The sequence below is a fragment of the Streptomyces sp. NPDC102467 genome, assembly GCF_044765445.1.
Taxonomy (GTDB): Bacteria; Actinomycetota; Actinomycetes; order Streptomycetales; family Streptomycetaceae; genus Streptomyces.
Genome location: NZ_JBIWKA010000001.1, coordinates 44908 through 69098, shown reverse-complemented (window position 1 = coordinate 69098; position 24191 = coordinate 44908). Strand labels below are relative to the sequence as shown.

At 70.9% G+C, this 24191-nt stretch carries 17 protein-coding genes and 1 riboswitch; of the genes, 7 read left to right on the top strand and 10 right to left on the bottom strand.

The genetic code is table 11. The features are described 5' to 3' along the window. Window positions 1-10: 10 nt before the first annotated feature. The 7 genes from sucD to ACIREE_RS00230 form a co-directional block, all read right to left on the bottom strand. The gene (sucD, locus tag ACIREE_RS00260) at window positions 11-892 is read right to left on the bottom strand and encodes a succinate--CoA ligase subunit alpha (RefSeq protein WP_404144379.1); all 882 of its coding nucleotides are present in this window, start codon (window positions 890-892) and stop codon (window positions 11-13) included. A gap of 21 nt (window positions 893-913) precedes the next feature. Next, window positions 914-2092, bottom strand: coding sequence for an ADP-forming succinate--CoA ligase subunit beta (gene sucC, locus ACIREE_RS00255; RefSeq protein WP_404144377.1), 1179 nt, complete (start codon window positions 2090-2092; stop codon window positions 914-916). A 465-nt stretch (window positions 2093-2557) separates the two neighbouring features. Beyond that, window positions 2558-3688: a hypothetical protein gene (locus tag ACIREE_RS00250; protein WP_404144376.1), complete on the bottom strand. Its 1131-nt coding sequence runs from the start codon at window positions 3686-3688 to the stop codon at window positions 2558-2560. Between the two features lie 97 nt (window positions 3689-3785). Beyond that, window positions 3786-4697, bottom strand: coding sequence for a hypothetical protein (locus tag ACIREE_RS00245; protein WP_404144375.1), 912 nt, complete (start codon window positions 4695-4697; stop codon window positions 3786-3788). Window positions 4698-4759: 62 nt separating this feature from the next. Then, window positions 4760-5959 (bottom strand): VWA domain-containing protein, encoded by a 1200-nt coding sequence (locus ACIREE_RS00240; protein WP_404144373.1) that lies wholly within the window; start codon window positions 5957-5959, stop codon window positions 4760-4762. Window positions 5960-6166: 207 nt separating this feature from the next. Continuing rightward, a complete protein-coding gene (locus ACIREE_RS00235; RefSeq protein ID WP_404144372.1) occupies window positions 6167-8446 on the bottom strand; it encodes a DUF5682 family protein in 2280 nt (759 codons plus the stop codon). Beyond that, complete coding sequence (locus tag ACIREE_RS00230; protein ID WP_404144370.1) at window positions 8443-9564, bottom strand: AAA family ATPase; 1122 nt, start codon at window positions 9562-9564, stop codon at window positions 8443-8445. Before ACIREE_RS00230 ends, ACIREE_RS00235 begins: the two co-directional genes overlap by 4 nt. A gap of 200 nt (window positions 9565-9764) precedes the next feature. On the opposite strand from ACIREE_RS00230, the gene ACIREE_RS00225 reads away from it, so the two are divergent. Continuing rightward, window positions 9765-11138, top strand: a complete 1374-nt coding sequence (locus ACIREE_RS00225) for an SWIM zinc finger family protein (RefSeq protein ID WP_404144368.1) — start codon at window positions 9765-9767, stop codon at window positions 11136-11138. A gap of 611 nt (window positions 11139-11749) precedes the next feature. Then, window positions 11750-13348: a DUF5691 domain-containing protein gene (locus ACIREE_RS00220; protein ID WP_404144367.1), complete on the top strand. Its 1599-nt coding sequence runs from the start codon at window positions 11750-11752 to the stop codon at window positions 13346-13348. 213 nt (window positions 13349-13561) lie between these two features. On the opposite strand, the gene ACIREE_RS00215 is transcribed toward ACIREE_RS00220, so the two are convergent. Further along, on the bottom strand, window positions 13562-13978 hold the full coding sequence (locus ACIREE_RS00215) for a cobalamin B12-binding domain-containing protein (protein ID WP_404144365.1): 417 nt from the start codon (window positions 13976-13978) through the stop codon (window positions 13562-13564). A 409-nt stretch (window positions 13979-14387) separates the two neighbouring features. On the opposite strand from ACIREE_RS00215, the gene ACIREE_RS00210 reads away from it, so the two are divergent. After that, window positions 14388-15455 (top strand): lipase family alpha/beta hydrolase, encoded by a 1068-nt coding sequence (locus ACIREE_RS00210; protein WP_404144364.1) that lies wholly within the window; start codon window positions 14388-14390, stop codon window positions 15453-15455. Window positions 15456-15729: 274 nt separating this feature from the next. After that, window positions 15730-17172, top strand: a complete 1443-nt coding sequence (locus ACIREE_RS00205; protein WP_404144362.1) for a peptidoglycan DD-metalloendopeptidase family protein — start codon at window positions 15730-15732, stop codon at window positions 17170-17172. A 76-nt stretch (window positions 17173-17248) separates the two neighbouring features. Here the strand turns inward: ACIREE_RS00205 and pcrA are convergent, their stop codons facing one another. Continuing rightward, window positions 17249-19786, bottom strand: coding sequence for a DNA helicase PcrA (pcrA, locus tag ACIREE_RS00200; RefSeq protein ID WP_404144360.1), 2538 nt, complete (start codon window positions 19784-19786; stop codon window positions 17249-17251). 254 nt (window positions 19787-20040) lie between these two features. Continuing rightward, window positions 20041-20210: riboswitch (cyclic di-AMP (ydaO/yuaA leader) on the top strand. Window positions 20211-20216: 6 nt separating this feature from the next. Here pcrA and ACIREE_RS00195 point away from each other — a divergent pair. Both ACIREE_RS00195 and ACIREE_RS00190 read left to right on the top strand, forming a co-directional pair. Further along, on the top strand, window positions 20217-21410 hold the full coding sequence (locus ACIREE_RS00195) for an NlpC/P60 family protein (protein ID WP_404144359.1): 1194 nt from the start codon (window positions 20217-20219) through the stop codon (window positions 21408-21410). 25 nt (window positions 21411-21435) lie between these two features. Next, the gene (locus ACIREE_RS00190; protein ID WP_404144358.1) at window positions 21436-22488 is read left to right on the top strand and encodes a tellurite resistance/C4-dicarboxylate transporter family protein; all 1053 of its coding nucleotides are present in this window, start codon (window positions 21436-21438) and stop codon (window positions 22486-22488) included. Here the strand turns inward: ACIREE_RS00190 and ACIREE_RS00185 are convergent. Continuing rightward, complete coding sequence (locus ACIREE_RS00185) at window positions 22466-22819, bottom strand: hypothetical protein (protein ID WP_404144356.1); 354 nt, start codon at window positions 22817-22819, stop codon at window positions 22466-22468. The two genes, ACIREE_RS00190 and ACIREE_RS00185, sit on opposite strands and share 23 nt — an antisense overlap. Window positions 22820-23117: 298 nt before the next feature. On the opposite strand from ACIREE_RS00185, the gene ACIREE_RS00180 reads away from it, so the two are divergent. Continuing rightward, window positions 23118-24164 (top strand): NlpC/P60 family protein, encoded by a 1047-nt coding sequence (locus tag ACIREE_RS00180; protein WP_404144354.1) that lies wholly within the window; start codon window positions 23118-23120, stop codon window positions 24162-24164. The last annotated feature ends 27 nt before the right edge of the window (window positions 24165-24191 follow it).

Below are 24191 nucleotides of genomic sequence, written 5' to 3'. Positions count from 1 at the left end.
CAGGCGCTGACTACGAGAGGAGCTCGCGGGCCAGCTTCGCCGTCTCGGTCGGCGTCTTGCCGACCTTGACGCCGGCGGCCTCGAGGGCCTCCTTCTTCGCCTGGGCGGTGCCGGAGGAGCCGGAGACGATGGCGCCCGCGTGGCCCATGGTCTTGCCCTCGGGGGCGGTGAAGCCCGCGACGTAGCCGACGACCGGCTTGGTGACGTTGGCCTTGATGAAGTCGGCCGCGCGCTCCTCGGCGTCGCCGCCGATCTCGCCGATCATGACGATGAGGTCGGTCTCGGGGTCGGCCTCGAACGCGGCGAGCGCGTCGATGTGCGTCGTGCCGATGACCGGGTCGCCACCGATGCCGACGGCGGACGAGAAGCCGATGTCACGGAGCTCGTACATCATCTGGTACGTCAGCGTGCCGGACTTCGAGACCAGGCCGATGCGGCCCGGCTTCGTGATGTCGCCCGGGATGATGCCGGCGTTCGACTGGCCCGGGGTGATGAGACCGGGGCAGTTCGGGCCGATGATGCGGGTCTTGTCGCCCTTGGACTTCGCGTACGCGTAGAACGCGGCGGAGTCGTGGACGGCGATGCCCTCGGTGATGACCACGGCGAGCGGGATCTCGGCGTCGATCGCCTCGACCACGGCGGCCTTGGAGAAGGCCGGCGGGACGAAGAGGACGGACACGTTGGCGCCCGTCTTCTCGATCGCCTCGGCGACGGAGCCGAAGACCGGGATCTCCGTGCCGTCGAAGTCGACCTGGGTGCCCGCCTTACGCGGGTTCACACCGCCGACGATGTTCGTGCCGTCGGCGAGCATGAGCTTGGTGTGCTTCATGCCCGTGGCACCGGTCATGCCCTGGACGATGACCTTGCTGTCCTTGTTGAGGAAGATAGCCATGGCTGTTCTGTCCCTCGTCCCTTACTTCGCGGCCGCGAGCTCGGCGGCCTTGTCGGCCGCGCCGTCCATGGTGTCCACGCGCTGCACCAGCGGGTGGTTGGCGTCGGAGAGGATCTTGCGACCCAGCTCGGCGTTGTTGCCGTCGAGGCGGACGACGAGGGGCTTCTCGACCTTCTCGCCCTTCTCCTCGAGGAGCGCGAGCGCCTGGACGATGCCGTTGGCGACCTCGTCACAGGCGGTGATGCCACCGAAGACGTTGACGAACACGGACTTGACGTCCGGGTCGCCGAGGATGATCTCCAGGCCGTTCGCCATCACCTGGGCGGACGCGCCGCCACCGATGTCGAGGAAGTTGGCCGGCTTCACGTTGCCGTGGTTCTCACCGGCGTACGCGACGACGTCGAGCGTCGACATGACCAGACCGGCACCGTTTCCGATGATGCCGACCTCGCCGTCGAGCTTGACGTAGTTGAGGCCCTTCTCCTTGGCAGCGGCCTCGAGCGGGTCGGCCGCGTCCTTGTCCTGAAGCGCCTCGTGGTCGGGGTGGCGGAAGTCCGCGTTCTCGTCCAGGGACACCTTGCCGTCGAGGGCGATGATGTCGCCGGAGGCGACCTTGGCGAGGGGGTTGACCTCGACCAGGAGGGCGTCCTCCTCGATGAAGGTCTTCCACAGCGTCACCAGCACGTCGGCGACCTTGTCGGCCACCTCGGCCGGGAACTTCGCGTCCTCGACGATCTTGCGCGCGACCGCGGGGGTCACGCCTTCGTTGGCGTCGATCGGCGTCTTGGCGACGGCCTCGGGGCGCTCGACCGCCACCTCCTCGATCTCCATGCCGCCCTCGACGGAGGCGATGGAGAGGAAGGTGCGGTTGGTGCGGTCCAGGAGGAAGGAGACGTAGTACTCCTCCACGATCTCCGGAGCCGTCTCGGCCATCATCACCTTGTGGACCGTGTGGCCCTTGATGTCCATGCCGAGAATGTTGGTGGCGTGCTCAACGGCCTCGTCGGGGGTGGCGGCAAGCTTGACGCCACCTGCCTTGCCTCGGCCACCGACCTTCACCTGGGCCTTGACGACAGACTTGCCGCCAAGACGCTCGGTCGCCTCGCGGGCTGCCTCAGGCGTGTCGATGACTTCACCGGCCAGCACCGGTACACCGTGCTTGGCGAAGAGGTCCCTCGCCTGGTACTCGAACAGGTCCACGCGCGTCCGTCCCTATCAGTGATCTCGCGGTTCGATCTTCCTGCGTGGGCGTGCCGCGATGGGCAACGTGACTCCGCTGTCACAAGGGAGGCGTACGAGGCGTACACAGTGGCCGGTACGCGGCATGTCCGTCTCGCAGGTTATCGCCGCTCAGCGATGGGCTCTAAATCGCAGATCACACCTGAGCGGTGATACCGGTCACAGAGCGTCCCGTTTGTCGCGCTGTCCGCCACTTGTTTGCTGCTTGCAAGCGGGGTGTACGCGGGTCGTATGCGGGTCGTATGCGGGTCGTTTGCGGCCTCACCGTGCGGGGGTACGCACGGTGAGGCCACCCGAGAGCCCCGGAAATGCGCGAAACGGGGCCCAGGACGGGCGTTCCGTCCCCAACGGATACGCCCGCCCGCACGCCGGCTGTCGGCCAGGTCACACCGATGGTTTTCGGCCGCCCCGGCTCACCGGCGTCGGTCAGATGCCCTGCACGTAGCTGGGCGCGACGGAACCGACCACGCCGTGCACGCCGGAGACGGCGTTGCCCGCGAGCGGCTGGACGTCGGCGACGACAGTGCCGGTCAGGTCGTGCGCGAACGGGGTCACGTCGCCGAGGACGCCGCCCGCCAGGGGCGCCACGCCGTCACCGACGACGGCCTGGGCGAAGGGGGCGACGCTCTCACCGACGACGCCGTACGCGAACGGCGTCACATCGCCGGTGACGCCCTGCGCCAGTCCGTGCGCGCTGGCGCCGACGCCCTGCACGACGGGCCGCACCTGGTCGACGACCGTCTGCACGAGGGGGTCCACGGAGTCCACGACGCCGCCCGCGAACGGCGCCACGTCACCCACGACCAGACCCTGCGCGAGCGGCCCGACGGTGCCGACCACACCGGTCGCCAGGGGCTGCACCTCACCGGTCACGCCCGTGGCGAAGGGGCCCACCTGCTGCCCGACCAGGCCGGTCGCGAACGGTGCGACGTCCCCGACCGCGCCGCCCGCGAGCGTGCCGACATCACCGACGGCCCGGCCCGCGACCGGCAGCACGCCGTGCACGGCGGTGGCGGCGACGGGCGGCAGGACGGCGGCGGCGGTCTCGTCGGCGATCGGCGTGGCCGTGGCGGTCACGTCCTCGGCAGCGAAGGTGGACAGCGGGCCGAAGAGGTAGTCGACGTCGTCCCGCGCGGGGGTGGCCGTAGTGGTGGCGGTGGCGACCGTGGCCCTGACCTGGGCCTTGGCGGCTGCGGTCCTGGTGGCGGCGCCCTTGGTGGCGGTGGCCTTGGCATCGGCGACCGTGGACGCGGCCTTCCCGGTGACCTTGTGGGCGGTGACCTCGTGGCCGGTCGCCTTGTCCGTGACCTTGTCAGCGACCTTGTCAGCGACCGTGCCGGCGGCCTGGTCCGTGACCTTTGCCGTGACCTTGTCGGTGGCGCCCTGCGTCAGGTGCGACGCCGTGTCCTGCACGTCGGAGACGGCGTCGGCGGCCACATCCGGCACGGACAGCGAGTGGGCGGGCAGTTCGTCGGCGCTGGCCACGGCGGAGCCGAGTGCCCAGGCGCCGGAGACGCCCGCGGCTATGACGATGGAGCGGCGAATGTTCTTGTTCATGCGTACGTGGTTCCTTCGAATTTCCGGCGATTTTCCGGGAGTCGGGCAGACCTGTTCCGCCCCCGCGCGACAGGTCACGAGCGGGGAAGGGGCTGCCCTAGCCGGGAAATTCGGGGATGTCTCGATGCCGGTCCGCCACCGGCGCGGGACCGCCGGACGCGAGCGCGCCGGGCGGCAGCAGAACAGGTACCCGGCTGCCGAACGCGGCCGCGTGCAGATCACCGTGGCGCGTCGAACTCCCGTCACCCGCGGCCGCACCGGCCACGAGTGCGCCGTCCGGGCGGGGCGGAGCGTGCGGCGCGGCCGGCTGCGCCGCGGCGGTGTGCCGGGCCGCGGACGCGTGACGTACTCCGTTTCGCTGTACGTCGCCGGGCCACGCGGAGTCGTACGCCGTCGGGCCCGCCGTCGCCGCGCCGTGCGCACGGGGAGCGGAGTGCTTCCCGCGCTCGGCCGCGGGCGCGTGGACGGGCTGCGTCGCGGCGGGTTCCGCGGGCTCGGCGGGAACGGGCCGAGGAGCGGAGTGACCGGGCATGCCCGGCAGTTCCGGCAGTGCGGGGAGTGCCGGCGGCACGTCCGGCAGCGGCCGCGGAGTCTTCTCGACGAGGCCTCCGACGACCTGGCCGGTCAACTCGCCCACCGATTCGGTCACCGGCTCGGTCACGGGTTCGGTCACCTCGCGCACCGTGTCGACGGCGGGCTTCACGACCTTCTCCCGCACGGGTTCGGCGACCCGCGCACGCACGTCGCCGGACACCCGGCCGGGCGCCGTACGCACCTTGCGCTCGGGCGCGGACGCCGCCTCATGTACCGACTCGCGTACCGCGACGTGACGCGGTGCGGGGGCGCCGACGGCCGCACCGGAGGCGTCGTCCGCGTGGGCCTGCCCGCCACAGAGGTAACCGAGCCCGATCAACCCGCCCAGCAACAGCGCCAGTTGCAGCGCACGCCGCCGCAGCACCGCACGCGGCAAGCGCGCGGCGGGGGCGGGAGAAGCGATCAGGGCAGTCACGGTGCGCAGATCCTCGCATGGGACGAGGGCGCCTGCGCAAGCCCCGTGTTACCGATGGGTACTCATATCCGGTTTGCCGCCGGTCCACCGGTTTCGGCTGCCGCGTCGGGTATGGGCAGGGGCCGCTTCTCGATGGCCGCGGCCATGACGTCGGGGAACAGATCGGGCGTACAGGCGAACGCCGGTGCGCCCAGCGCGGCGAGCGCCGCCGCGTGCTCCCGGTCGTAGGCGGGCGTGCCCTCGTCGGAGAGGGCGAGCAGCGTCACGACCTGCACACCGGACGCCTTCATCGCGGCGACCCGCTTCAGCATCTCGTCGCGTATCCCGCCTTCGTAGAGGTCGGAGATGAGGACGACGACGGTCTCGGCGGGGCGGGTGATCTGCGACTGGCAGTAGGCGAGCGCCCGGTTGATGTCGGTGCCGCCGCCGAGCTGGGTGCCGAAGAGGACGTCGACCGGGTCGTCGAGCTGGTCGGTGAGGTCGACGACGGCCGTGTCGAAGACGACGAGCCGGGTGGAGATCGAGCGCATGGAGGCGAGCACGGCGCCGAAGACGGAGGCGTAGACGACGGACGCGGCCATCGAGCCGGACTGGTCGATGCAGAGGATCACGTCCTTCTTGACGGACCGCGCGGCCCGGCCGTATCCGATGAGCCGCTCGGGCACGATCGTGCGGTACTCGGGCAGGTAGTGCTTGAGGTTGGCCGCGATCGTGCGGTTCCAGTCGATGTCGTGATGGCGCGGCCGGCTGATCCGGGCGCTGCGGTCGAGGGCGCCGGTGAGGGTGGCGCGGGTGCGGGAGGCGAGTTTCTTCTCCAGGTCCTCGACGACCTTGCGGACGACCGCGCGGGCCGTCTCCTTGGTCGTCTCCGGCATCGCCTTGTTGAGCGAGAGCAGGGTGCCGACGAGGTGGACGTCGGCGTCGACGGCCTCCAGCATCTCCGGTTCGAGCAACAGCGCGGCCAGGCCGAGCCGGTCGATCGCGTCGCGCTGCATGACCTGGACGACGGAGGACGGGAAGTACGTGCGAATGTCACCGAGCCAGCGCGCGACGGACGGGGCGGAGGCCCCGAGCCCGGCGGTTCGGCTGCCACCGGATGCCGGTTGCTCACCTCGGCCCGTCCCGTACAGCGCGGTCAGGGCGCCGTCCATCGCGGCGTCCTCGCCCGCGAGTTGGCAGCCCGTGCCGTCGGCCGCGTCGCCGCCGAGCACGAGGCGCCAGCGCCGGAGCCGTTCGTCGTCGGTGGCTGTGGTCCCGGTCATGTCATCGCCTCCGCGGGGTTGTTGATACGTCATCTGGTCTGCGGTGTGCGTCGGGAGCGCGGCCGCGGGCTTCGTCGTGGCTGGTCGCGCACTTCCCCGTGGGCGCCCCTGAAATGGCGCACGCAGTGCGCATTTCAGGGGCGCGGGGAACTGCGCGAGAAGCCCCACCGGCCCGCACCCGGCAACCAACCCCCACCACCCCACCCCTCATCCGCCATCCCCCGAACCCACCCCGAGCAGCATCCGAACAACGGGCACCACCGCATCGGCCCGGTCCGGATCGAGCTCATCGGCGAACCCGGGGACCCCGCCCGCCCCGGCGGAAGCCGACGCCGCGGGCCCACGCCGAACCAGTTCGCCCAGAGAACGCCGCACTCCGGCCTCGTACGCCGAGAACGTGCGGCGCAGCAGCGGCAGTACGTCGGTGAACGCGGTGCCCGACACCCCCGTCAGCCACGCGTCGACCAGGCCGAGCAGCCGTTCGTCGTGGACAAGGAGGAGGCCGCCGCCCGCACCGCCCCCGACGAAGCCCTCGATCCAGGCCGCCGCCTCGTCCGGCGGCGTGCCGGGAGAGAGGGCGAGGCCCATCAGGCGGGCCGCGCCGTCGTCGTCGAGTGCGCCCTCGTCCAGCAGGATCCGGGCACACCGGCCCCGGACCACGCCCGCCACGCTGTCCCGCGCGGCGAGGACGCGCAGCACGGCGCGCCAGCGCTCGCGCAGTGCGGCGTCCTCCAGGAGGCCGACGGCGGAGTGCACCCCGTCGATGTGCCCGCGCATCTCGTCGGCCGCGTCCGTGTCGAGGCCGGCGCACGCCGGGGGCAGCCCGACGAAGACCCGCTCGGCCAGGCCGGTGGCCACCCCGGCGAGGGCGCGGGTGTCGGTGCCGCGCACATCGCCGTAGCGCAGGGCGCGGACCAGGGCGGGCAGTGCCTGGGCGAGGTGGCCGACGTCCGTGTCCAGAGCGGCACGGTCGGCGAGGACGCGCATCACGACGGGCAGCGCGTCCGGCAGTCCGGCCAGCAGGCAGCGCTCGGCGAGGGCCGTGACGTCGGCGAGGGCGGTCGCGGAGACAGCGTCCCCCTGCGCCTTGGCGGTCGCCGCGGCGAGCACGGTCGTCCCCCACACGCCGGCCTCGGCGACCCGCACCGACAGCTCCGGCTCCCAGCGCAGACGCCAGGTCTCGCGGAAGGTGCCGGTGGAGCCGCGGGCCGATCTGGCCGGTTCGCCCCAGGCGACGCCGAGCAGCCGGAGCCGGTGCAGCAGGCGGCTGCGCGCGATGTCGGTGTCGCCGCGCAGATCGAGGTCGATCTCCTTCTCCGGCGCGGCCGGTTTGAGGCGCAGGGTGCGCTGCTGCCGGGTGAGGTCGCGCTGCAAGGGGACGGCGGGCGCAGCCTCGGGCACCTCCCCCAGGACGTCGCCGACCACGAGCCTGTCGTGGATGAGGGCGAGCGGGACGTCGGAGCCCTCGCACAGGACGGCCCGCACCGCGTCGGTGGTCTCCGTCAGCCCGGCCAGCGGGCGCCCACGCATCACGGCGAGGCTCTCCGCGAGCCGCACCGCCTCGATGACATGGGCGGACGACACGATCCTGTCCTCGTCGCGCAGCAGCCCCGCGACCTTGGTCAGCCACCGCTCCACGGGCCGGTCCGGAACGCTGAACAGGTGCCCGTACCAGCCGGGCGACTCGATCCCCGCCCCGTATCCACTGGTGCGGGCGAGCCTGCGGTGGGTCCACGGCACCCAGGTCATGTCGACCTTCGCTTTCGGCAGCCCTTTGAGCAGGGCGCGATCTGCGGCGACGGTGGTTCTCTGCCGCAGCGCGGGCACGTGCCAAGCACCGCACACCACGGCAAAGGAATCACCGAACTCCTTCTGCGCAGACCGCACTTGAAGCCTCATATGGGCCTCGCGCTCAAGATCACGGTCGCGCCCGCCGTTCCCCTCATTCCCACTGTTTCCACGGTCGCCACCCTCCCCATGCGACTCCCGCAGTGCGCCCATGGCTTCGCCGAGCGCGGCGAAGGCGTCGCCCTCACGGTGTTCGACGACGTCCTCCCACCAGCGCTCCGCGTCGTCGTACCCGGCGGTCTCGGCGAGGACGCGCAAGGGGTCGACGCGCACGTCATCACTGTCGGCCCCCTCCTCCGGAGCGTCCTCGGTGTCCCTCATCGCCAGGCTGTGGGCGGCGGGCAGATCGATGAAGCGGGCCGGCACCCCGTGAGCCAGGGCCCAGCGGACGGCGACCCACTCGGGCGAGAACTCGGCGAAAGGCCAGAACGCCGACTTCCCCGGCTCGTCGACGACATGGGCGAGCAGCGCGACCGGCGGCCGCATGTCCTCCTCGGCGGCGAGCGGCACCAGCGCGTCGGCCTCCGGCGGCCCCTCGATCAGCACGGCCCGCGGCCGGGCCGCGTCCAGTGCGCGGCGCACGGCCCGCGCGGAGCCGGGCCCGTGGTGCCGGACGCCGAGCAGCAGCGGCCCGGTCATGCGCTCACCTCGCGGCAGGCCCGGTAGAAGTCCTTCCACCCGTCCCGCTCGCGCACCACGGCCTCCAGGTACTCCTGCCAGACGACACGGTCCGCCGCCGGATCACGGACGACGGCGCCGAGGATCCCGGCGGCGATGTCGGACGGACGCAGCACCCCGTCACCGAAGTGTGCCGACAACGCGAGTCCATTGGTCACAACGGAGATCGCCTCGGCCGTCGACAGGGTCCCGCTGGGCGACTTCACCTTCGTACGACCATCAGAGGTCACCCCGTCGCGCAGCTCACGGAAGACGGTGACGACCCGGCGGATCTCATCGATGCCGTCCGGGGCGGAGGGCAACTCCAGGGAACGGCCGACCTGTTCGACCCGGCGCGACACGATGTCCACTTCCGCCTCGACACTGGCGGGCAGCGGCAGCACCACCGTGTTGAACCGGCGTCGCAGCGCACTCGACAGTTCATTGACCCCCCGGTCCCGGTCATTGGCCGTGGCGATGAGGTTGAACCCGCGCACGGCCTGCACCTCCTGCCCCAACTCCGGTATGGGCAGGGTCTTCTCGGAGAGGATCGTGATGAGGGTGTCCTGCACGTCGGCGGGGATGCGGGTGAGTTCTTCGATCCGCGCCGTCATGCCGTCCGCCATCGCCCGCATGACGGGACTGGGGACGAGGGCGTCCCGGCTCGGCCCGTGGGCGAGCAACTGCGCATAGTTCCACCCGTATCGGATGGCCTCCTCCGGCGTCCCGGCCGTGCCCTGCACGAGCAGGGTGGAGTCCCCGCTGACGGCGGCCGCGAGATGTTCCGACACCCACGTCTTGGCGGTTCCCGGCACGCCGAGCAACAGCAGGGCCCGGTCGGTCGCCAACGTCGTCACGGCGACCTCGACGATGCGGCGCGGCCCCACGTACTTCGGCGTGATCACCGTCCCGTCCGGCAGGGTGCCGCCGAGCAGATATGTGGCGACGGCCCAGGGCGAAAGGCGCCAGCGGGCCGGCCGCTGCCGGTCGTCCTGCGCGGCCAGTGCCGCGAGTTCACCCGCGAAGGCGTCCTCGGCGTGCGCCCTCAGCACCTCGCCCTCGGCCTGTTCCCCGGCCCGGACCTCGACGGAAGCGGTCATGCTCTCCCCACCCCTCCAGCTCACTCAACTCGCCCGCACACTCGACCTCGAACCATCGCGACGGGAAAGGTGACGACCTCGCCGCGTTGATGGATTCCACGGTGCACCACGCCACTGACAATCGACCGCGCGCCAACGATCACCGCAGGTCAGACACGACACGACACGAATTGTCAGTGCCGGGATCTACCGTCGGTGACATGACTCAGCAGGGGGTGCGCTGGACGACGGACCAGGTGCTGGCACTGGCGCCTGACGCCTCGTCACGCAAGGCGGGAAGCAAGCTCGGGCTGGCGGGGCCCTGGTCGGAGACCGGGAGTTCGGACGAGGGGGCGGTATGGGGACTGTGCAAGGGCAGCGGCAGCAAGCCGTACCAGACGATCGTGGACACCGGCGGCGGACCGAACGGCACGGGCCCGGCGTACAAATGCAGTTGCCCGAGCCGCAAGTTCCCGTGCAAGCACGCGCTGGGACTGCTCATACTCTGGGCGGACGGGGACACAGGGACACCGGCCGGGCAGGGGCCGCCGGACTGGGCCGGGCAGTGGCTGGAGGCCCGCAGGAAGCGGACCGGGCCTGAGCAGGACGCGGCAGCGGGGGCAAGCGGCGCCGCCGCCCCGGCCGACCCCGAGGCGGCGCGGCGCAGAGCCGAGCGGCGTGCGCTGCGGATCACCGCGGGGGCCTCGGAGTTGGAGCAGCGCCTCACCGATCTGCTGCGCGGCGGACTGGCCCAGGCGGAGCAGGCGGGTTACGGGCTGTGGGAGGAGACGGCGGCCCGCATGGTCGACGCGCAGGCACCCGGACTTGCCTCGCGGGTCCGGGAGTTGGGGGCGATCCCGGCTAGCGGCCCCGGCTGGCCGGTGCGGCTGCTCGAGGAATGCGCTCTCCTGCACCTCCTCGACCAGGGCTGGTTGCACCGCGCGGCGCTCCCCGACGACTTGGCGGCCACGGTCCGTACCCGGATCGGCCTGCCCGCCTCATCGAAGGGGCCCGCGCTCCGGGACAACTGGCTGATCCTGTCCCAGCGCGACACGGCGGACGGGCACCTCACCACACGCCGCATCTGGCTGTACGGCTCCGAGTCGGCCCGCACCGCGCTGCTCCTCTCCTTCGGAGCGGCGGGCCGAGCCCCGTCCCTGGCCCTGCCCGCCGGACTGACCCTGGACGCGGAGATCGCGGGACATCCCGGAGCGGGGGCCCTCCGGGCGGAGCTGGGCGAGCAGTTCTCGGCGCCGGTTCCCTCCGGGGGCCGGCCGGTCGGGGTCGATGTCGCTCAGGCGCTCTCGGCATACGGCCAGGCGCTCTCCGCGGATCCATGGCTGGAGTCGTGGCCGGCGACACTGACGGACGTCATCCCGACGCAGTCCCCCGAGGGCGGCTGGCAACTCGCCGACGCCGATGGCAAGGCAGCCCTCCCCCTCCCCACGTCCGCGGCGACATCCCCCGGCCTGTGGCGCCTGGTAGCCCTCTCGGGAGGCGCCCCGGTGACGGTCTTCGGCGAATGCGGCCACACGGGTTTCCACCCACTCTCCACCTGGACCCGGGCATCCCCGAAGGTCATATCCCTGTGCTGACGGGTGCGCTGCATCGAGTTCTTCGCTCGGGCCTGCGCGCACGGTGCCCGGCGCGAGGTGCCGTATCGGTGTTTTCGCGGAGGCGCGCTTACGTGGTGCCCCGGCGCTGGGACCACCGTCTCAGCGCTTTCGCGAGTCCTTACATGGCGTACCCGGCGCTGGGGCGCCGCCTTGCCCACCCTGCCGCCCTGGGCCCCCCGGACGGAGTCTGGGGGAGGCAGATTGCCCAAGGCGGGGGCGACGAGGCGGCGGGGGCGACAGCCGACGGTGGTGCACCCGAGATCCCTGGCGCTCCACCGGTCGGCACTCGAAATGCCAGACGTTCCACCGGCCGCAACTCGCAAGACGACGGGAGGGGACGTGTCGGGGTGCCCCCGCAGGACACCGCGGGAACTCAGCGCCGGATGACCGCCCATGGCGCAAACACGCGTGGAGACCAATCCGGCCGAGGAGGCACCCCGACACGGCCCCGCCCCAACCACCCCCGTACGCAAAGCGCAGCGCCGCGTGGAGACCAATCCGGCCAAGGAGGTACCCCGACACGGCCCCGCCCCACCGACCCCCGTACGCAAAGCGCACGCCGACAAGAGCCAACAAACCGGAGGGAAGGCATGACCGGCCCGACAGCCACCACCACCACTACACGCCGTAGCAACTGGGACGACCTGGTGACGACCGCCCTGCTCGGCACGGAGCGCCGCTCGTCCCTCACCCCGGTCGCCCTCCTCGACGAGGCAGCCGTACAGACCGTACGACGCCGCGCAGGCCTGCGACCCGCCCCCGCCGCCACCCCACCCGCCCCCGCGGCAGCGGACCCGCGCCCCCCACTACCCCCCACAGCCCGCAACCGCCTGGCCATGCTCCTCACGGACCGACCGGGCACCTCCACCACCCGCCGAGGCGCCGCCCCCGACCTCCTCGAACTGCTCCCGCAGTGGCTGACCACGGCCAACGACCACGGCTACGCACCCCCACCCGAACTCCTCCCGGCCCTACTGGACGCGGCCCGCGGCCGCACGGACCTGCGCCAGGGGGCCCTCACGTTCGCCGGCCCCCGCGCCCTGTGGCTGGCCCGCCTCAACCCGGACTGGAAGTTCGCCCTGCGCGCCACCCCGGGCGCGGGCACCGCGCTACCCGCGCCAGAGGAGACGGAGCAGGTACAACTCCTGTGGACGGAGGGCCTCTTCGCGGAGAGAGTGGCGCTGCTGGCCGCGATCCGCGCACACGACCCCGAGGCGGCCCGCGTCCTTTTGGAGAACACCTGGAGCACGGAGCGCGCAGAGGACCGCCTCATGTTCCTGGACTCGCTGCGCGCGGGCCTCGGCGACACGGACGAGCCGTTCCTGGAACAGGCGCTGACCGACCGCAGCCGCAACGTCCGGGCGACAGCCGCCGAGCTGCTCTCCGCTCTCCCGCACTCGGCGCTGGCCGGACGGATGGCGGACCGAGCACTTTCCTGCGTGGCCCTCGACCGGGCGACGCGGACGGTCGTCGTGGAGGCCCCGCACGAGTGCGACGCGGCGATGGAGCGCGACGGAGTGGTGGCCAAGCCCCCTACGGGCAGGGGTGAACGGTCATGGTGGCTGGGCCAGTTGGTGGATTCGGCTCCCCTGGGCCGCTGGCCGGAAAGACTGGACGGCCGCACTCCGGAGGAGCTCGTGGCGCTGCCGGTCGCCGACGACTGGCGGGGCGAGTTGCACGCGGCGTGGTGCAGGGCGGCGGTGCGTCAGCGTGACATCGGCTGGTCACGGGCGCTGCTCGGCGCCCCGACGGCGCCGGACGCGGGGGGCCCCGGCGCGGTCTCGCTCGCGGAGCGGTCGAAGCTGCTCGCGGCGCTGCCGGGGGCGGAACGGGCGGAGTGGGTCGCGCGGTTCATCGCGGCGCACGGCCTGTCCGAGGCGTTCCAGCTACTGGGGGTGTGCGCCACGCCCTGGGCGCCGCCGCTGGGGCGGGCTGTCGTGGACGCGTTGAACATCGCGCGGGACGCGGGGAGTTACCCGTGGAGTTTCAGCGGAGTGATGGGGCTGGCCGAGCGGTGCCTGGACCCGGAGGAGGCCGTGCGCCTGGAGGGACTCACGGCTGCGGTCGAGGAAACAGAGGATGCGGCGCCCGGAGCAGGGGGCTACTGGGCGGAGGCGTTCCAGCGATTGGTGGGCACGCTGCGGCTACGCCGAGCAATGCGCGACGAACTGGCTCCACCAAGGCAGTAGCCACTACGCCTCACCGAAACTGCAGCCAACACGCGCCCCCAGTGCACAAGCCAACTCACCCCCACCGGGACAGAAGCCACCACACCCCACCGAGACAGAAGCCAACGCACCCACCGGGGCAGAAACCACCACACCCCACCGGGCCAGAAGCCAACGCACCCCCACCGGGGCGGTAGCCACCGCCCGCCCCACAGCCCGCTCCCCGCCGGAGGCCTACGCCCCGGCCGGCTGCCTGACGTTGGCGTGGACCCAGTCCACGATCGACGCGGTGGTCGCGCCCGGCGTGAAGATCTCCGCGACGCCCTGTTCCTTCAGCGGGGCAATGTCGGCCTCGGGGATGATGCCGCCGCCGAAGACCTTGATGTCGTCGGCGTCGCGCTCCCTGAGCAGTTGGATGACGCGGGCGAAGAGGGTGTTGTGCGCGCCGGAGAGGATGGACAGGCCGATCGCGTCGGCGTCCTCCTGGATGGCGGTGTCCACGATCTGCTCGGGCGTCTGGTGCAGGCCTGTGTAGATGACCTCCATGCCGGCGTCGCGCAGCGCCCGCGCGATCACCTTGGCCCCGCGATCGTGGCCGTCGAGTCCTGGCTTCGCGACGACCACGCGGATCGGACCGGCTGCCACACCCATCACTGCCTCCATGAAGTGACTGACCCCCGGGGCCTTGGTACCCGCACCCGGGTGCCGGATACCCCATCCCGGATATCCGAAGTGAACGAACGTTATCGACAGCATCCCGCAACCGGCCGTTTCACGGTGCTCAGCGAGGGGGAAATCACACAGTGGGACACGTTCGCTGCGCGCCGCAACCGTATCGGTCGGCATATCAGCCCATCCGGTACAGGCGCGCGGGGAGCCGCTTCGAGGTCACCCGGCCACCGCGCCGACAGCCGCACGTCACGGTGGCATGGTGCGTTCGGCCGTCGTACGGATGGACGGGTCGGCACATCGGCCCGATCGTGGGCTTGCTTCGCTCGGCTCCTCATGAGTGCACACGGGGGACAGAGGCCTCCCCCGCGTGCCGACGGGAGGTCGACCGATGAAGGTCACGAGGGCCCTGCCCTTTCGCCCGCTCTGCCACCTGCTGCCGACCGGACTGGCGGGTCTGTCGCTCGCGCTCCTGAAGGCGACCGCGCTGGAGCTGGCGATTCTCGCGGGGCATCTGCTCCTCTATCCCTCGGGGATTCTTCCGGAGCGGCGGCATCCGGCGGCACTGCCGCTCATGGCGTCGTCGGACGCCGCCCTCACCCCGGCGGACCCGGAGAACCTGGAGAACGCGACCGCCACCGCCGACCTGACCGCTGACCTGACCGCCGACCTGGCCGATGACGTGACCGATGACCTGACCGCCGGCCTGAAGGGCACGGGCGGCACGGGCAGCACGGGAGGCACGGGCGACCTGGGCGGCACGGGCGACCTGGGCGGCCTGGCGCAAGCGCCGCGCCTGCCCGCCCGCGAGAAGCCCCCGGTGCTGCTGCTGCACGGCTTCATCGACAACCGCTCGATCTTCGTCCTGCTGCGCCGTTCCCTGATCCAGCACGGCAGGCAGCGGATCGAGTCGCTCAACTACTCGCCACTGACCTGCGACATACGGACCGCGGCGGCCCTGTTGGCCCGGCACGTCGAGGAGTTGTGCGAGCGCTCGGGCCAGGAGCGTATCGACATCGTGGGCCACAGTCTGGGCGGTTTGATAGCCCGCTATTACGTGCAGTGCCTGGGCGGCGACGAGCGGGTGCGCACCCTCGTCACGCTCGGAACTCCGCACGCCGGAACCCGGGCCGTGCCGCTCGCGGACGCGCATCCGATCGTGCGGCAGATGCGCCCGGGTTCGTCGGTGGTCGAGGAGTTGAAGAGGCCGGCCCCGGGCTGTCGTACGCGCTTCGTGAGTTTCTGGAGCGATCTCGACCAGCTGATGGTGCCGCTGGAGACGGCCTGCGTGGACCACCCGGACCTTCTCGTGCAGAACGTGCGGGTGACGGGCATCGGTCATCTGGCGCTGCCGGTGCACCCGGCCGTCGCGACCGGCGTCCGCCAGGCACTCGACGTCGACGCGACGACGGAAGGAGCCCGCGCCGCCGACTCGTTCGGCGGCCTGACCGTGGCGTGACAGCGAGGCGTGACAGCGAGGCGTGACAGCGAGGCGTGACAGCGAGGCGTGACGGTGACCTGAGAACCGCTCGCGCACGGACGGGCAAATCCGGCGAAACGTCGAACGCACCTCGAACCCAGCGCCAAAGCTGTGCCCACAGTTCACCGAAAGGCGGCTGATTGCCCCATTCCGCGGGGCGTGAAACCGGCCGAAGATTGTCGCGCCCACGTACTGCCGGGTACAGTCGCCGCACTGCTCTGGCAGCCCTGTTGTCGAGGCGAAAGAGAAGTGGGTGAACGACCGTCATCCGTCGGGGACCGCGCACTACGCGGCGTACGACGGTTACTCCACGACGACCAGCTTCGTAGCTGATCCTCTCTTCGGCGACCTCCCGGGCAACGGCCCGTACGACACGGGTTCCCACGAAACCGGTACCTACGCCACCGCCGCCTACGACACGGGCTCCTACGACACGGGCCAGTGGCACACGAGCGGCGAACAGCAGCAACACCAGCAGCAGTACGCCGCCCCCTACACGGCGTCGCCGTACGACACATCGACGTTCGAGACCCCAACGTTCGAGACCTCGACGTTCGACACATCGGCATACACCACCTCCGCGTACGACACGGGCAGTTATGACACGACCGCCATGTGGGCGGTGGACAACGCCGGTTACGAGCAGCAGCACACCGGCCAGTGGGGCGCGCAGACCTACGACACGCAGACTTTCGAGGCGCCGGTCTTCGGGACGACGGCCTACGACACGGGTGCGTACGACGCGACGGCGTGGAACTCCGACGGAGGAGTCTCCGACGGAACAGCCATGCACGACTACGTGCCGGACCTACCAGAACCGGAGCCGAACCCGCACCCGAACCCGGTGCCGAACGCGGACCCGGAGCTCGGCCCCGTTCCCGTACCGGACCCCGCCGAGCCCCAAGCCGCGTCCTCCGAGCCGGAGTTCACGCGGCGCGCGGCCCCTCGTGGCGGCCGGTCCCGGCGCCGCACGCCCGCCAAGCGCTCCGCTCTGCTGACCATCGCCGTGCCGTCGGTGTGTGTGGTCGGCGTCGCCGGGGTCGCGGCGGCGTCCGTGGGCGGCATCGGCGGCGAGGACGACGGCAAGGAGACACAGGCCGCGTCGGCACCCGACGCGAGCGCGGTGAAGCCGTCCGTCGCCAACAACAAGCTGGACACGCAGCTCAAGGATCTGTCCGCGGACGCGGGTGACTTCGCCGACCGGGCGAGCCGCACGCAGGAGCGGATCGACCTGAAGGCGAAGCAGGAGGCCGACCGCAAGAAGGCCGCCGAGGCCGCCGCGCACAAGGAGGCGATGCGGCCCAAGTTCGCGCTGCCGGTGAAGCGGCACGGGCTGAGCGCCTATTACGGGCAGGCCGGCATCAACTGGATGTCCGTGCACACCGGCATCGACTTCCCCGTCTCGTACGGGACCGAGGTCATGTCGGCGACGGACGGGACCGTGCGCACGCAGTGGAACAGCGCGTACGGGAACATGGCGATAGTCACCGCCAAGGACGGTACGGAGACGTGGTACTGCCACCTCTCCTCGCACACCGTGATGAGCGGGCCGGTGAAGGCCGGTGACGTGATCGCGCACTCGGGCAATTCGGGGAACTCGACCGGGCCGCACCTGCACTTCGAGGTACGACCCGGCGGCGGTTCGGCGATCGACCCGCTGCCGTGGCTCCGCAGCCACGGCCTCGACCCGACGTAAAACGGGAACCCAGAAACGGGAACCCAGAAAACTGGAACCCCGAGCCTGGAACCCAGAGCCTGGAGCCCGGAACCGCCTACAGCTTCTCGACCGGCGCGTACCGCAGCAGCAGACGCTTCGGCTTGGGGTCGCCGAAGTCGATCGTCGCCTCCGCGTTCGACCCTGATCCGCTCACGCCGACCACCGTGCCGAGGCCGAACTGGTCGTGCGTGACGCGGTCGCCGACAGCCACGGCGACCACCGGCTTCTCGTTGGCGCGGCGCGTGGCGAACGCGGGGGTCGTGCGGGAGCGGGACGACGACAGGGATGCGGCGATTCCGCCGCCGATGCCCTTGGTCGAAGGCGCCGGTGCGGAGCCGCCCTTGCGCTTCCACTCCAGATGCGCCTCCGGGATCTCCTCCAGGAAGCGGGACGGCGGGTTGTACGAGGGCTGTCCCCAGGCGCTGCGCATGGAGGACCGCGTCAGATACAGCCGCTCCCGCGCGCGCGTGATGCCGACGTACGCGAGGCGCCGCTCCTCCTCCAGCTCCTTGGTCTGTCCCAGGGACCGCATGTGCGGGAAGACGCCGTCCTCCATGCCGGTCAGGAAGACCACAGGGAATTCGAGGCCCTTGGCGGTGTGCAGGGTCATCAGGGTGATGACGCCGCTGCCGTCGTCCTCCTCGTCGGGGATCTGGTCGGAGTCGGCGACGAGCGCGACACGCTCCAGGAAGGCGGAGAGATCACCACGGGTCGCTTCACCCTCACCCTGATTCCCCATCTCATTCTCGGAATCGGAGTCGGGCTCGGACTCGGAATCGGACTCGGCCAGTGCCTTCGCCGACTCCTGCTCGAACTCCAGCGCGACGGCGGCGAGTTCCTGCAAGTTCTCGATACGGGTCTCGTCCTGCGGATCCGTCGAGGACTGCAATTCCGCGAGGTACCCGGTGCGCTCCAGGACGGCCTCCAGGACCGTGGCCGGGCCGGCGCCCGACTCCACGATGGTCCGCAGGTCCTCCATGAGGGTGTTGAACCGCCGCACCGCGTTCGTCGAGCGGGCCGCCATCCCGTAGGCCTCGTCGACCCGGCGAAGCGCCTGCGGGAAGGAGATCTTCTCGCGCTGGGAGAGGGCGTCGATCATGGCCTCGGCGCGGTCGCCGATGCCGCGCTTGGGCACGTTCAGGATGCGGCGCAGGGGGACGGAGTCCTCGGGGTTCGACAGCACCCGCAGGTAGGCGAGGACATCCCTGACCTCCTTGCGCTCGTAGAAGCGGACGCCGCCGACGACCTTGTAGGGCAGGCCGACGCGGATGAAGATCTCTTCGAAGACACGGGACTGCGCGTTCGTCCGGTAGAAGACGGCGACGTCGCCGGACTTCGCGTCGCCCGCGTCCGTGAGCCGGTCGATCTCCTCGGCGACGAACTGGGCCTCGTCGTGCTCGGTGTCCGCGACGTAGCCGGTGATCTGGGCGCCCGCGCCCGCGTTCGTCCACAGGTTCTTCGGGCGGCGCGACTCGTTGCGCTCGATGACCGCGTTGGCCGCGGTCAGGATCGTCTGCGTGGAGCGGTAGTTCTGCTCCAGGAGGATCGTCGTCGCGTCCGTGTAGTCCTCCTCGAACTGGAGGATGTTACGGATCGTGGCGCCACGGAACGCGTAGATGGACTGGTCGGCGTCGCCCACGACGCACAGCTCGGCCGGGTCCGCGTCGTTGCCCTCGGCGTCCTGGGCCGGTCCGACGAGCTCGCGCACCAGCGCGTACTGCGCGTGGTTCGTGTCCTGGTATTCGTCGACCAGGACGTGCCGGAAGCGGCGGCGGTAGTGATCGGCGACGTCGGGGAACGCGCGCAGCAGGTTCACCGTCGTCATGATCAGGTCGTCGAAGTCGAGGGCGTTGGCCTCCCTGAGCCGCGACTGGTACATCGCATAGGCCTGGGCGACGGACTTCTCGAAGCCGTCGGCCGCCGTCGCCGCGAAGTCCTCCTCGTCGATCAGCTCGTTCTTCAGGTTCGAGATCTTGGCGCTGAAGGACTTCGGCGGGAACTTCTTCGGGTCGAGGTCCAGGTCGCGGCAGACCAGGGCCATGAGCCGCTTGCTGTCGGCGGCATCGTAGATCGAGAAGGAAGAGGTGAAGCCGAGCTTCTTGCTCTCGCGCCGCAGGATGCGCACGCAGGCGCTGTGGAAGGTGGAGACCCACATCGCGTTCGCGCGCGGTCCGACGAGGGACTCGACGCGCTCCTTCATCTCGCCCGCGGCCTTGTTCGTGAAGGTGATCGCGAGGATCTGGCCGGGGTGCACACCGCGCTCGGCCAGCAGGTAGGCGATGCGGTGGGTAAGGACGCGGGTCTTGCCGGAGCCGGCGCCCGCGACGATGAGCAGCGGGGCGCCACCGTGCACGACGGCCGCCCGCTGGTTCTCGTTCAGCCCGTCCAGGAGCGCTGCCGGGTCGAGGGCCGGGCGCGGGGCGCCGTCGCGGTAGTACGCGTCCCTGGCCGGGGGCACGTCGAACTTCCCGCCGAACAGATCGTCCGGGATCGGCTCCGGCTCCGGTCCTTCGTGCTCGCTGTCGGGCGGCGGGGGCTCCTCGGTCCGGTTCTGGAGGCCTGCCAGGAAGCTGTCGTCAAAGAGGCTGCTCATCGCCTTACGAGTCTAGGCCGCCCCACTGACACCCGGCTCCCACCTTCACGACACCGCCCGTATATGGACTTCGCGCCACGTTCCGCGACCAGGCCATGACTATCCGCGACCGGGCAGGCCTCCGACCTCCCGGTGTCGCCGAGGTCACGAAAATGTATCGGGCATATCGAACATCAACCTTCACAGCAGCAACACGAGTTGGCTACGGTGCTGCGCGGGCAGTCCGTCCCCCCGACGCGAACAACGCGGCGAGCGGGCAGCCCCCGCCGAGTCCCGTACGCCGTGAGGCAGGGAACCGGGGACCCAACCGACCTTGGGGTGAATCGGCTCAACGGCCCGGCAGCGCCGGGCAGTCGACCGTAGGGCAGCCTTCCGTAGGCCCGAACCCGACAGCTAACTCGGTAGGCGGACCACGGAAGGAGTCGCCTCCTTGGCGTCGCACCGCAAGCCGCGCAGCCGCTCCCGGATGTCCGGCGGCCTTCGCACGACCCCCGCGGTCGGGATCACGACCGCCGCCCTCACTTCCGTGGCGCTGCTCTCGCAGACGGCGCAGGCCGCTCCCGCGCAGCCGACCAAGCCGAGCCTCCAAGAGGTGCAGAAGAAGGTCGACAGCCTGTACCGGCAGGCCGAGACCGCCACACAGAAGTACAACTCCGCCAAGGAGCAGACCGACAGCAAGAAGAAGCAGGTCGACAAGCTCCTCGACGACATCGCGCAGCGCACCGAGAAGATGAACACGGCCCGCCAGGAGCTGGGCCGGTTCGCCGCACAGCAGTACCGCTCGGGCGGGATCAGCGACACGGCGACGATGTTCCTCGCGGACGACCCCGAGGACTACTTCGCGCAGAACCGGCTGATGAGCAGGATGACGGCCAGCCAGAAGAAGGCGGTCGACGACTACCAGGAGCAGCAGCGCACGACGGCGAAGAAGCGCACGGAGGCGCAGGAGAACCTCCAGCAGCTCACCTCGTCGCAGACCGACCTGAAGACCTCGAAGCACAGCGTGCAGACAAAGCTCTCCGACGCGCGCGTGCTGCTGTCCAAGCTGACCGCCGAGGAGAAGCAGCGGCTCGCGGCGATCGAGAAGAAGAAGGAAAAGGCGGCCCGCAAGAAGGCCGCGGAACTCGCGCAGAAGCAGAAGGCCGAGGAGAAGAAGAAGCGGCAGGCGGCCGAGGACGCGGCGCAGCAGGAGGGCGGCTCGGGTTCCGGCTCCGGTGCCGGTTCCGGTTTGTCTGACCCGTCGACCGGCACCTCGTCCGGCTACGCGGCCAAGGCGGCGAAGGCGCTCGCGTTCGCCAAGACCCAGGAGGGCAAGCCGTACGTGTGGGGCGCCACCGGCCCGGACTCGTACGACTGCTCAGGCCTCACCCAGGCCGCGTGGAAGGCCGCCGGCATCTCGCTGCCGCGCACCACGTGGGACCAGGTGGAGGTCGGCAGGACGGTCTCCCTCTCCGACATCCAACCCGGTGACCTGGTGTTCTTCTACGACGACATCAGCCACGTCGGCCTCTACCTCGGCGACGGCATGATGATCCACGCGCCGAAGCCGGGCGCGTACGTCCGCGAGGAGTCCATCTACTACGACGGCACCGGGTCGATCCACAGCGTGGTGCGCCCCGCCTGACCTCGGCCGCGGTTACGTTCGGGCGGTGCAGCACCGCCCGAACGTGATCCCGCGGCCCTTCTGGTCCCAGCTCCCGCCCGCCGCCGGCGCCGCTGTCATGGCGACCGGCATCGTCTCGGTCGGCCTTCACCTGACCGGGTACGCCGTCCTGTCCGGCATCCTCCTGGTGCTCGCCGCGGCGCTCTGGGTGCTTCTGGCGGCCGACTTCGCGCTCCGTCTCCTACGGGACCGCAGCCGCTGGCGGCACGAGGCGGACTCCCCGCCCGCGCTGACCGCCGTCGCGGCGACGTGCGTGCTCGGCACCCGGTTCTCCCTCCTGGACTGGCAGGGGCTCTCCGAGACGCTGCTGGTGATCGCCGTACTGGCCTGGCCCGGGCTGCTCCTCGTCGTCGTACGGCACTGGACGCCACGGATGCCGGGGGCCGTCTTCCTCGCCTGCGTGGCCACGCAGGGTCTCGCCGTGCTCGGGGCGACGCTGTCGGCGGGCCTGGGCGTGGAGTGGCTCGGCTACGCGGCGGTGGTGGTGTTCTGGTTCGGGATCGTGATGTACGTCGCCGCGTTCACCCGCTTCGATCTCCGGCAGGTGTTCACGGGGGCCGGGGACCACTGGGTCGCGGGCGGGGCGCTCGCCATCTCGGCGCTCGCCGCGGCGAAGCTGGTGCTCGCGGGGCGGGCCGGTGACCTCTGGAACTCCGACGTCACCGGGGTGCTGCGCGGCATGTGCGGGGTGCTGCTCGCGCTGGATGTGGCCTGGTACGTGGTGCTCGCGGTGGCGGAGGTGCTTCGGCCGCGGTTCACGTACGACGTGCGGCGCTGGTCGACGGTGTTCCCGATGGGGATGACGGCGGTGGCGATGCTGTCGGTGGCCACCGCCGTCGAGGCGTCCTGGCTCAAGGGGCCGGGGCAGGTGCTGCTGTGGATCGCGGTGGCCGTCTGGCTCGGCACCGCCGTGGGGGCGGTCACGTCCACGGAACGGGTCAGGTCCTCAGCACGAGCACGGGGCAGGTCCGGTAAACGGGTCAGGTCCGGAGAACGGGGCAGGTCCAGAGAACGGGTCAGGTCCAGAGAACGGCGATGAAGATGTTGGCCACGGTCAGGCCACCGACCGCCGCGAACAAGCCCTTCTCCGCCTTCTCCTCGTCGCGCTTCACGTACACGATGCCGAGGATGACGATCAGGATCGCCAGCTTCACACCGATCTTGATGTTGTTCACGGTGTTGTCGTCGGCCTGATTCAGGCCAACCAGGGCGACGCCGGTCACCAGCATCGTCAGCGCGCCGTGCAGCATGGCCTTGTTGAAACGGGCGGTGCCCCGCCCGATCGCCGACATCTGCGTGAGGAAGCCGCCGAGGAGCGCGGCGATGCCGATGATGTGCAGGCCGACGAAGAGATGGATGAGTACGTCCATGGTTCCGGAGCCTAATGGGGTGCCGGTTCGCTCCGTGCGGCGGCGTCCCCGGACAACCGCCTGTCACTCTCTGCCACCACCCGTAACAAACGAGCCAGTTCCGAACAATCCGACGCCAACCCGTTACGCCGAGGTTTAGCGTCCTTCCTCAGGTGCCCGGCTCCCCACCGCCGCCCGGGCCAGGGGCGGCAGTCGGACACCACCGCCGAGAAAGGTCCGGCGGCGGCCCGCTCCCCTGTGCGGGCCGCCGCCGGACGCGCGACCGGCGGTAGTACGTACCGGAAGGACGTGGCTCTTCGTGCCCGCAGCGCATCGCAAGCCGAAACGGCGTTCGCTCAGTGGCAGTACGATCCGCACCGCGGCCACCCTCGCTCTCGTCTCCGCGGCCACCGCCACCGCCGTCGAAGGCGGCACGGCGCACGCGGAGCCGAACCTCAGCCCCGCCCAGGTGAAGGCGAAGGTCGATCGGCTCTACCGGGAGGCGGAGGTCGCCACCGACAAGTACAACGGCGCGAAGGAGAAGGCCGGACAGGCCCGCAAGAAGGTCGGCTCGCTGCAGGACGAGGCCTCCCGCAGGACCGAGGCCCTCAACACCCAGCGGCAGAAGCTGGGTACGGTCGCGGCGGCGCAGTACCGCACGGGCGGCGTGGACCCGTCCGTCCAGCTGCTCCTCTCCTCCTCCCCCGACCACTACCTCGACGAGGCGTCCCTCGCCGACCGCGTCGGTACCCGGCAGGCCGCCACCATCACCCGCGTCCGCAAAGACCTGCGCGAGATCGACCAGCTGCACACGCAGGCCGACGGGAAGCTCGCCGAACTGCGCGCGAAGCAGGCGGAGTTGGAGAAGCAGAAGAAAACCGTGACGAGGAAGCTGGCGGACGCCCGGCAGCTGCTCGACCGGCTCACCCCCGCGGAGCGCCCCCTCGCCACCCCCGGCACCGCCGACCGCGCCTCCCGCTCCACACCCCGCGGAGACCTGGGCAACGTTTCGGGCAACTCCCGCGTACAGGCGGCGATTTCCTTCGCGCAGAACGCTCTCGGCAGCCCCTACGTCTGGGGCGCCACCGGCCCGAACGCCTTCGACTGCTCGGGCCTGACGCAGGCCGCGTACCGCGCCGCGGGTGTCTCGCTTCCGCGCACCACCTATGCGCAGATCAACGCGGGGCAGCGCATCTCCCGCTCCCAACTCCAGCCGGGCGACCTGGTGTTCTTCTACTCCGGCATCAGCCATGTCGGCCTCTACATCGGCAACGGCCAGATGATCCACGCCCCGAATCCGAGCGCGCCCGTGCGCATCGCGCCCATCGACCAGATGCCGTTCGTGGGGGCCGCGCGGGTTGCTTGAGCCATCCTGTGGCGTGAGCCATCCTGT

Bases quoted from the DNA above. Each gene is read 5' to 3' on its own strand.
- ACIREE_RS00230 (WP_404144370.1), bottom strand. From the start codon at position 9,564: ATGACCGCTTCCGTCGAGGTCCGGGCCGGGGAACAGGCCGAGGGCGAG.
- ACIREE_RS00250 (WP_404144376.1), bottom strand. From the start codon at position 3,688: ATGAACAAGAACATTCGCCGCTCCATCGTCATAGCCGCGGGCGTCTCC.
- pcrA (WP_404144360.1), bottom strand. From the start codon at position 19,786: ATGAGCAGCCTCTTTGACGACAGCTTCCTGGCAGGCCTCCAGAACCGG.
- ACIREE_RS00220 (WP_404144367.1), top strand. From the start codon at position 11,750: ATGACCGGCCCGACAGCCACCACCACCACTACACGCCGTAGCAACTGG.
- ACIREE_RS00215 (WP_404144365.1), bottom strand. From the start codon at position 13,978: ATGGGTGTGGCAGCCGGTCCGATCCGCGTGGTCGTCGCGAAGCCAGGA.
- ACIREE_RS00225 (WP_404144368.1), top strand. From the start codon at position 9,765: ATGACTCAGCAGGGGGTGCGCTGGACGACGGACCAGGTGCTGGCACTG.
- sucD (WP_404144379.1), bottom strand. From the start codon at position 892: ATGGCTATCTTCCTCAACAAGGACAGCAAGGTCATCGTCCAGGGCATG.
- ACIREE_RS00235 (WP_404144372.1), bottom strand. From the start codon at position 8,446: ATGACCGGGCCGCTGCTGCTCGGCGTCCGGCACCACGGGCCCGGCTCC.
- ACIREE_RS00240 (WP_404144373.1), bottom strand. From the start codon at position 5,959: ATGACCGGGACCACAGCCACCGACGACGAACGGCTCCGGCGCTGGCGC.
- ACIREE_RS00210 (WP_404144364.1), top strand. From the start codon at position 14,388: ATGAAGGTCACGAGGGCCCTGCCCTTTCGCCCGCTCTGCCACCTGCTG.
- ACIREE_RS00185 (WP_404144356.1), bottom strand. From the start codon at position 22,819: ATGGACGTACTCATCCATCTCTTCGTCGGCCTGCACATCATCGGCATC.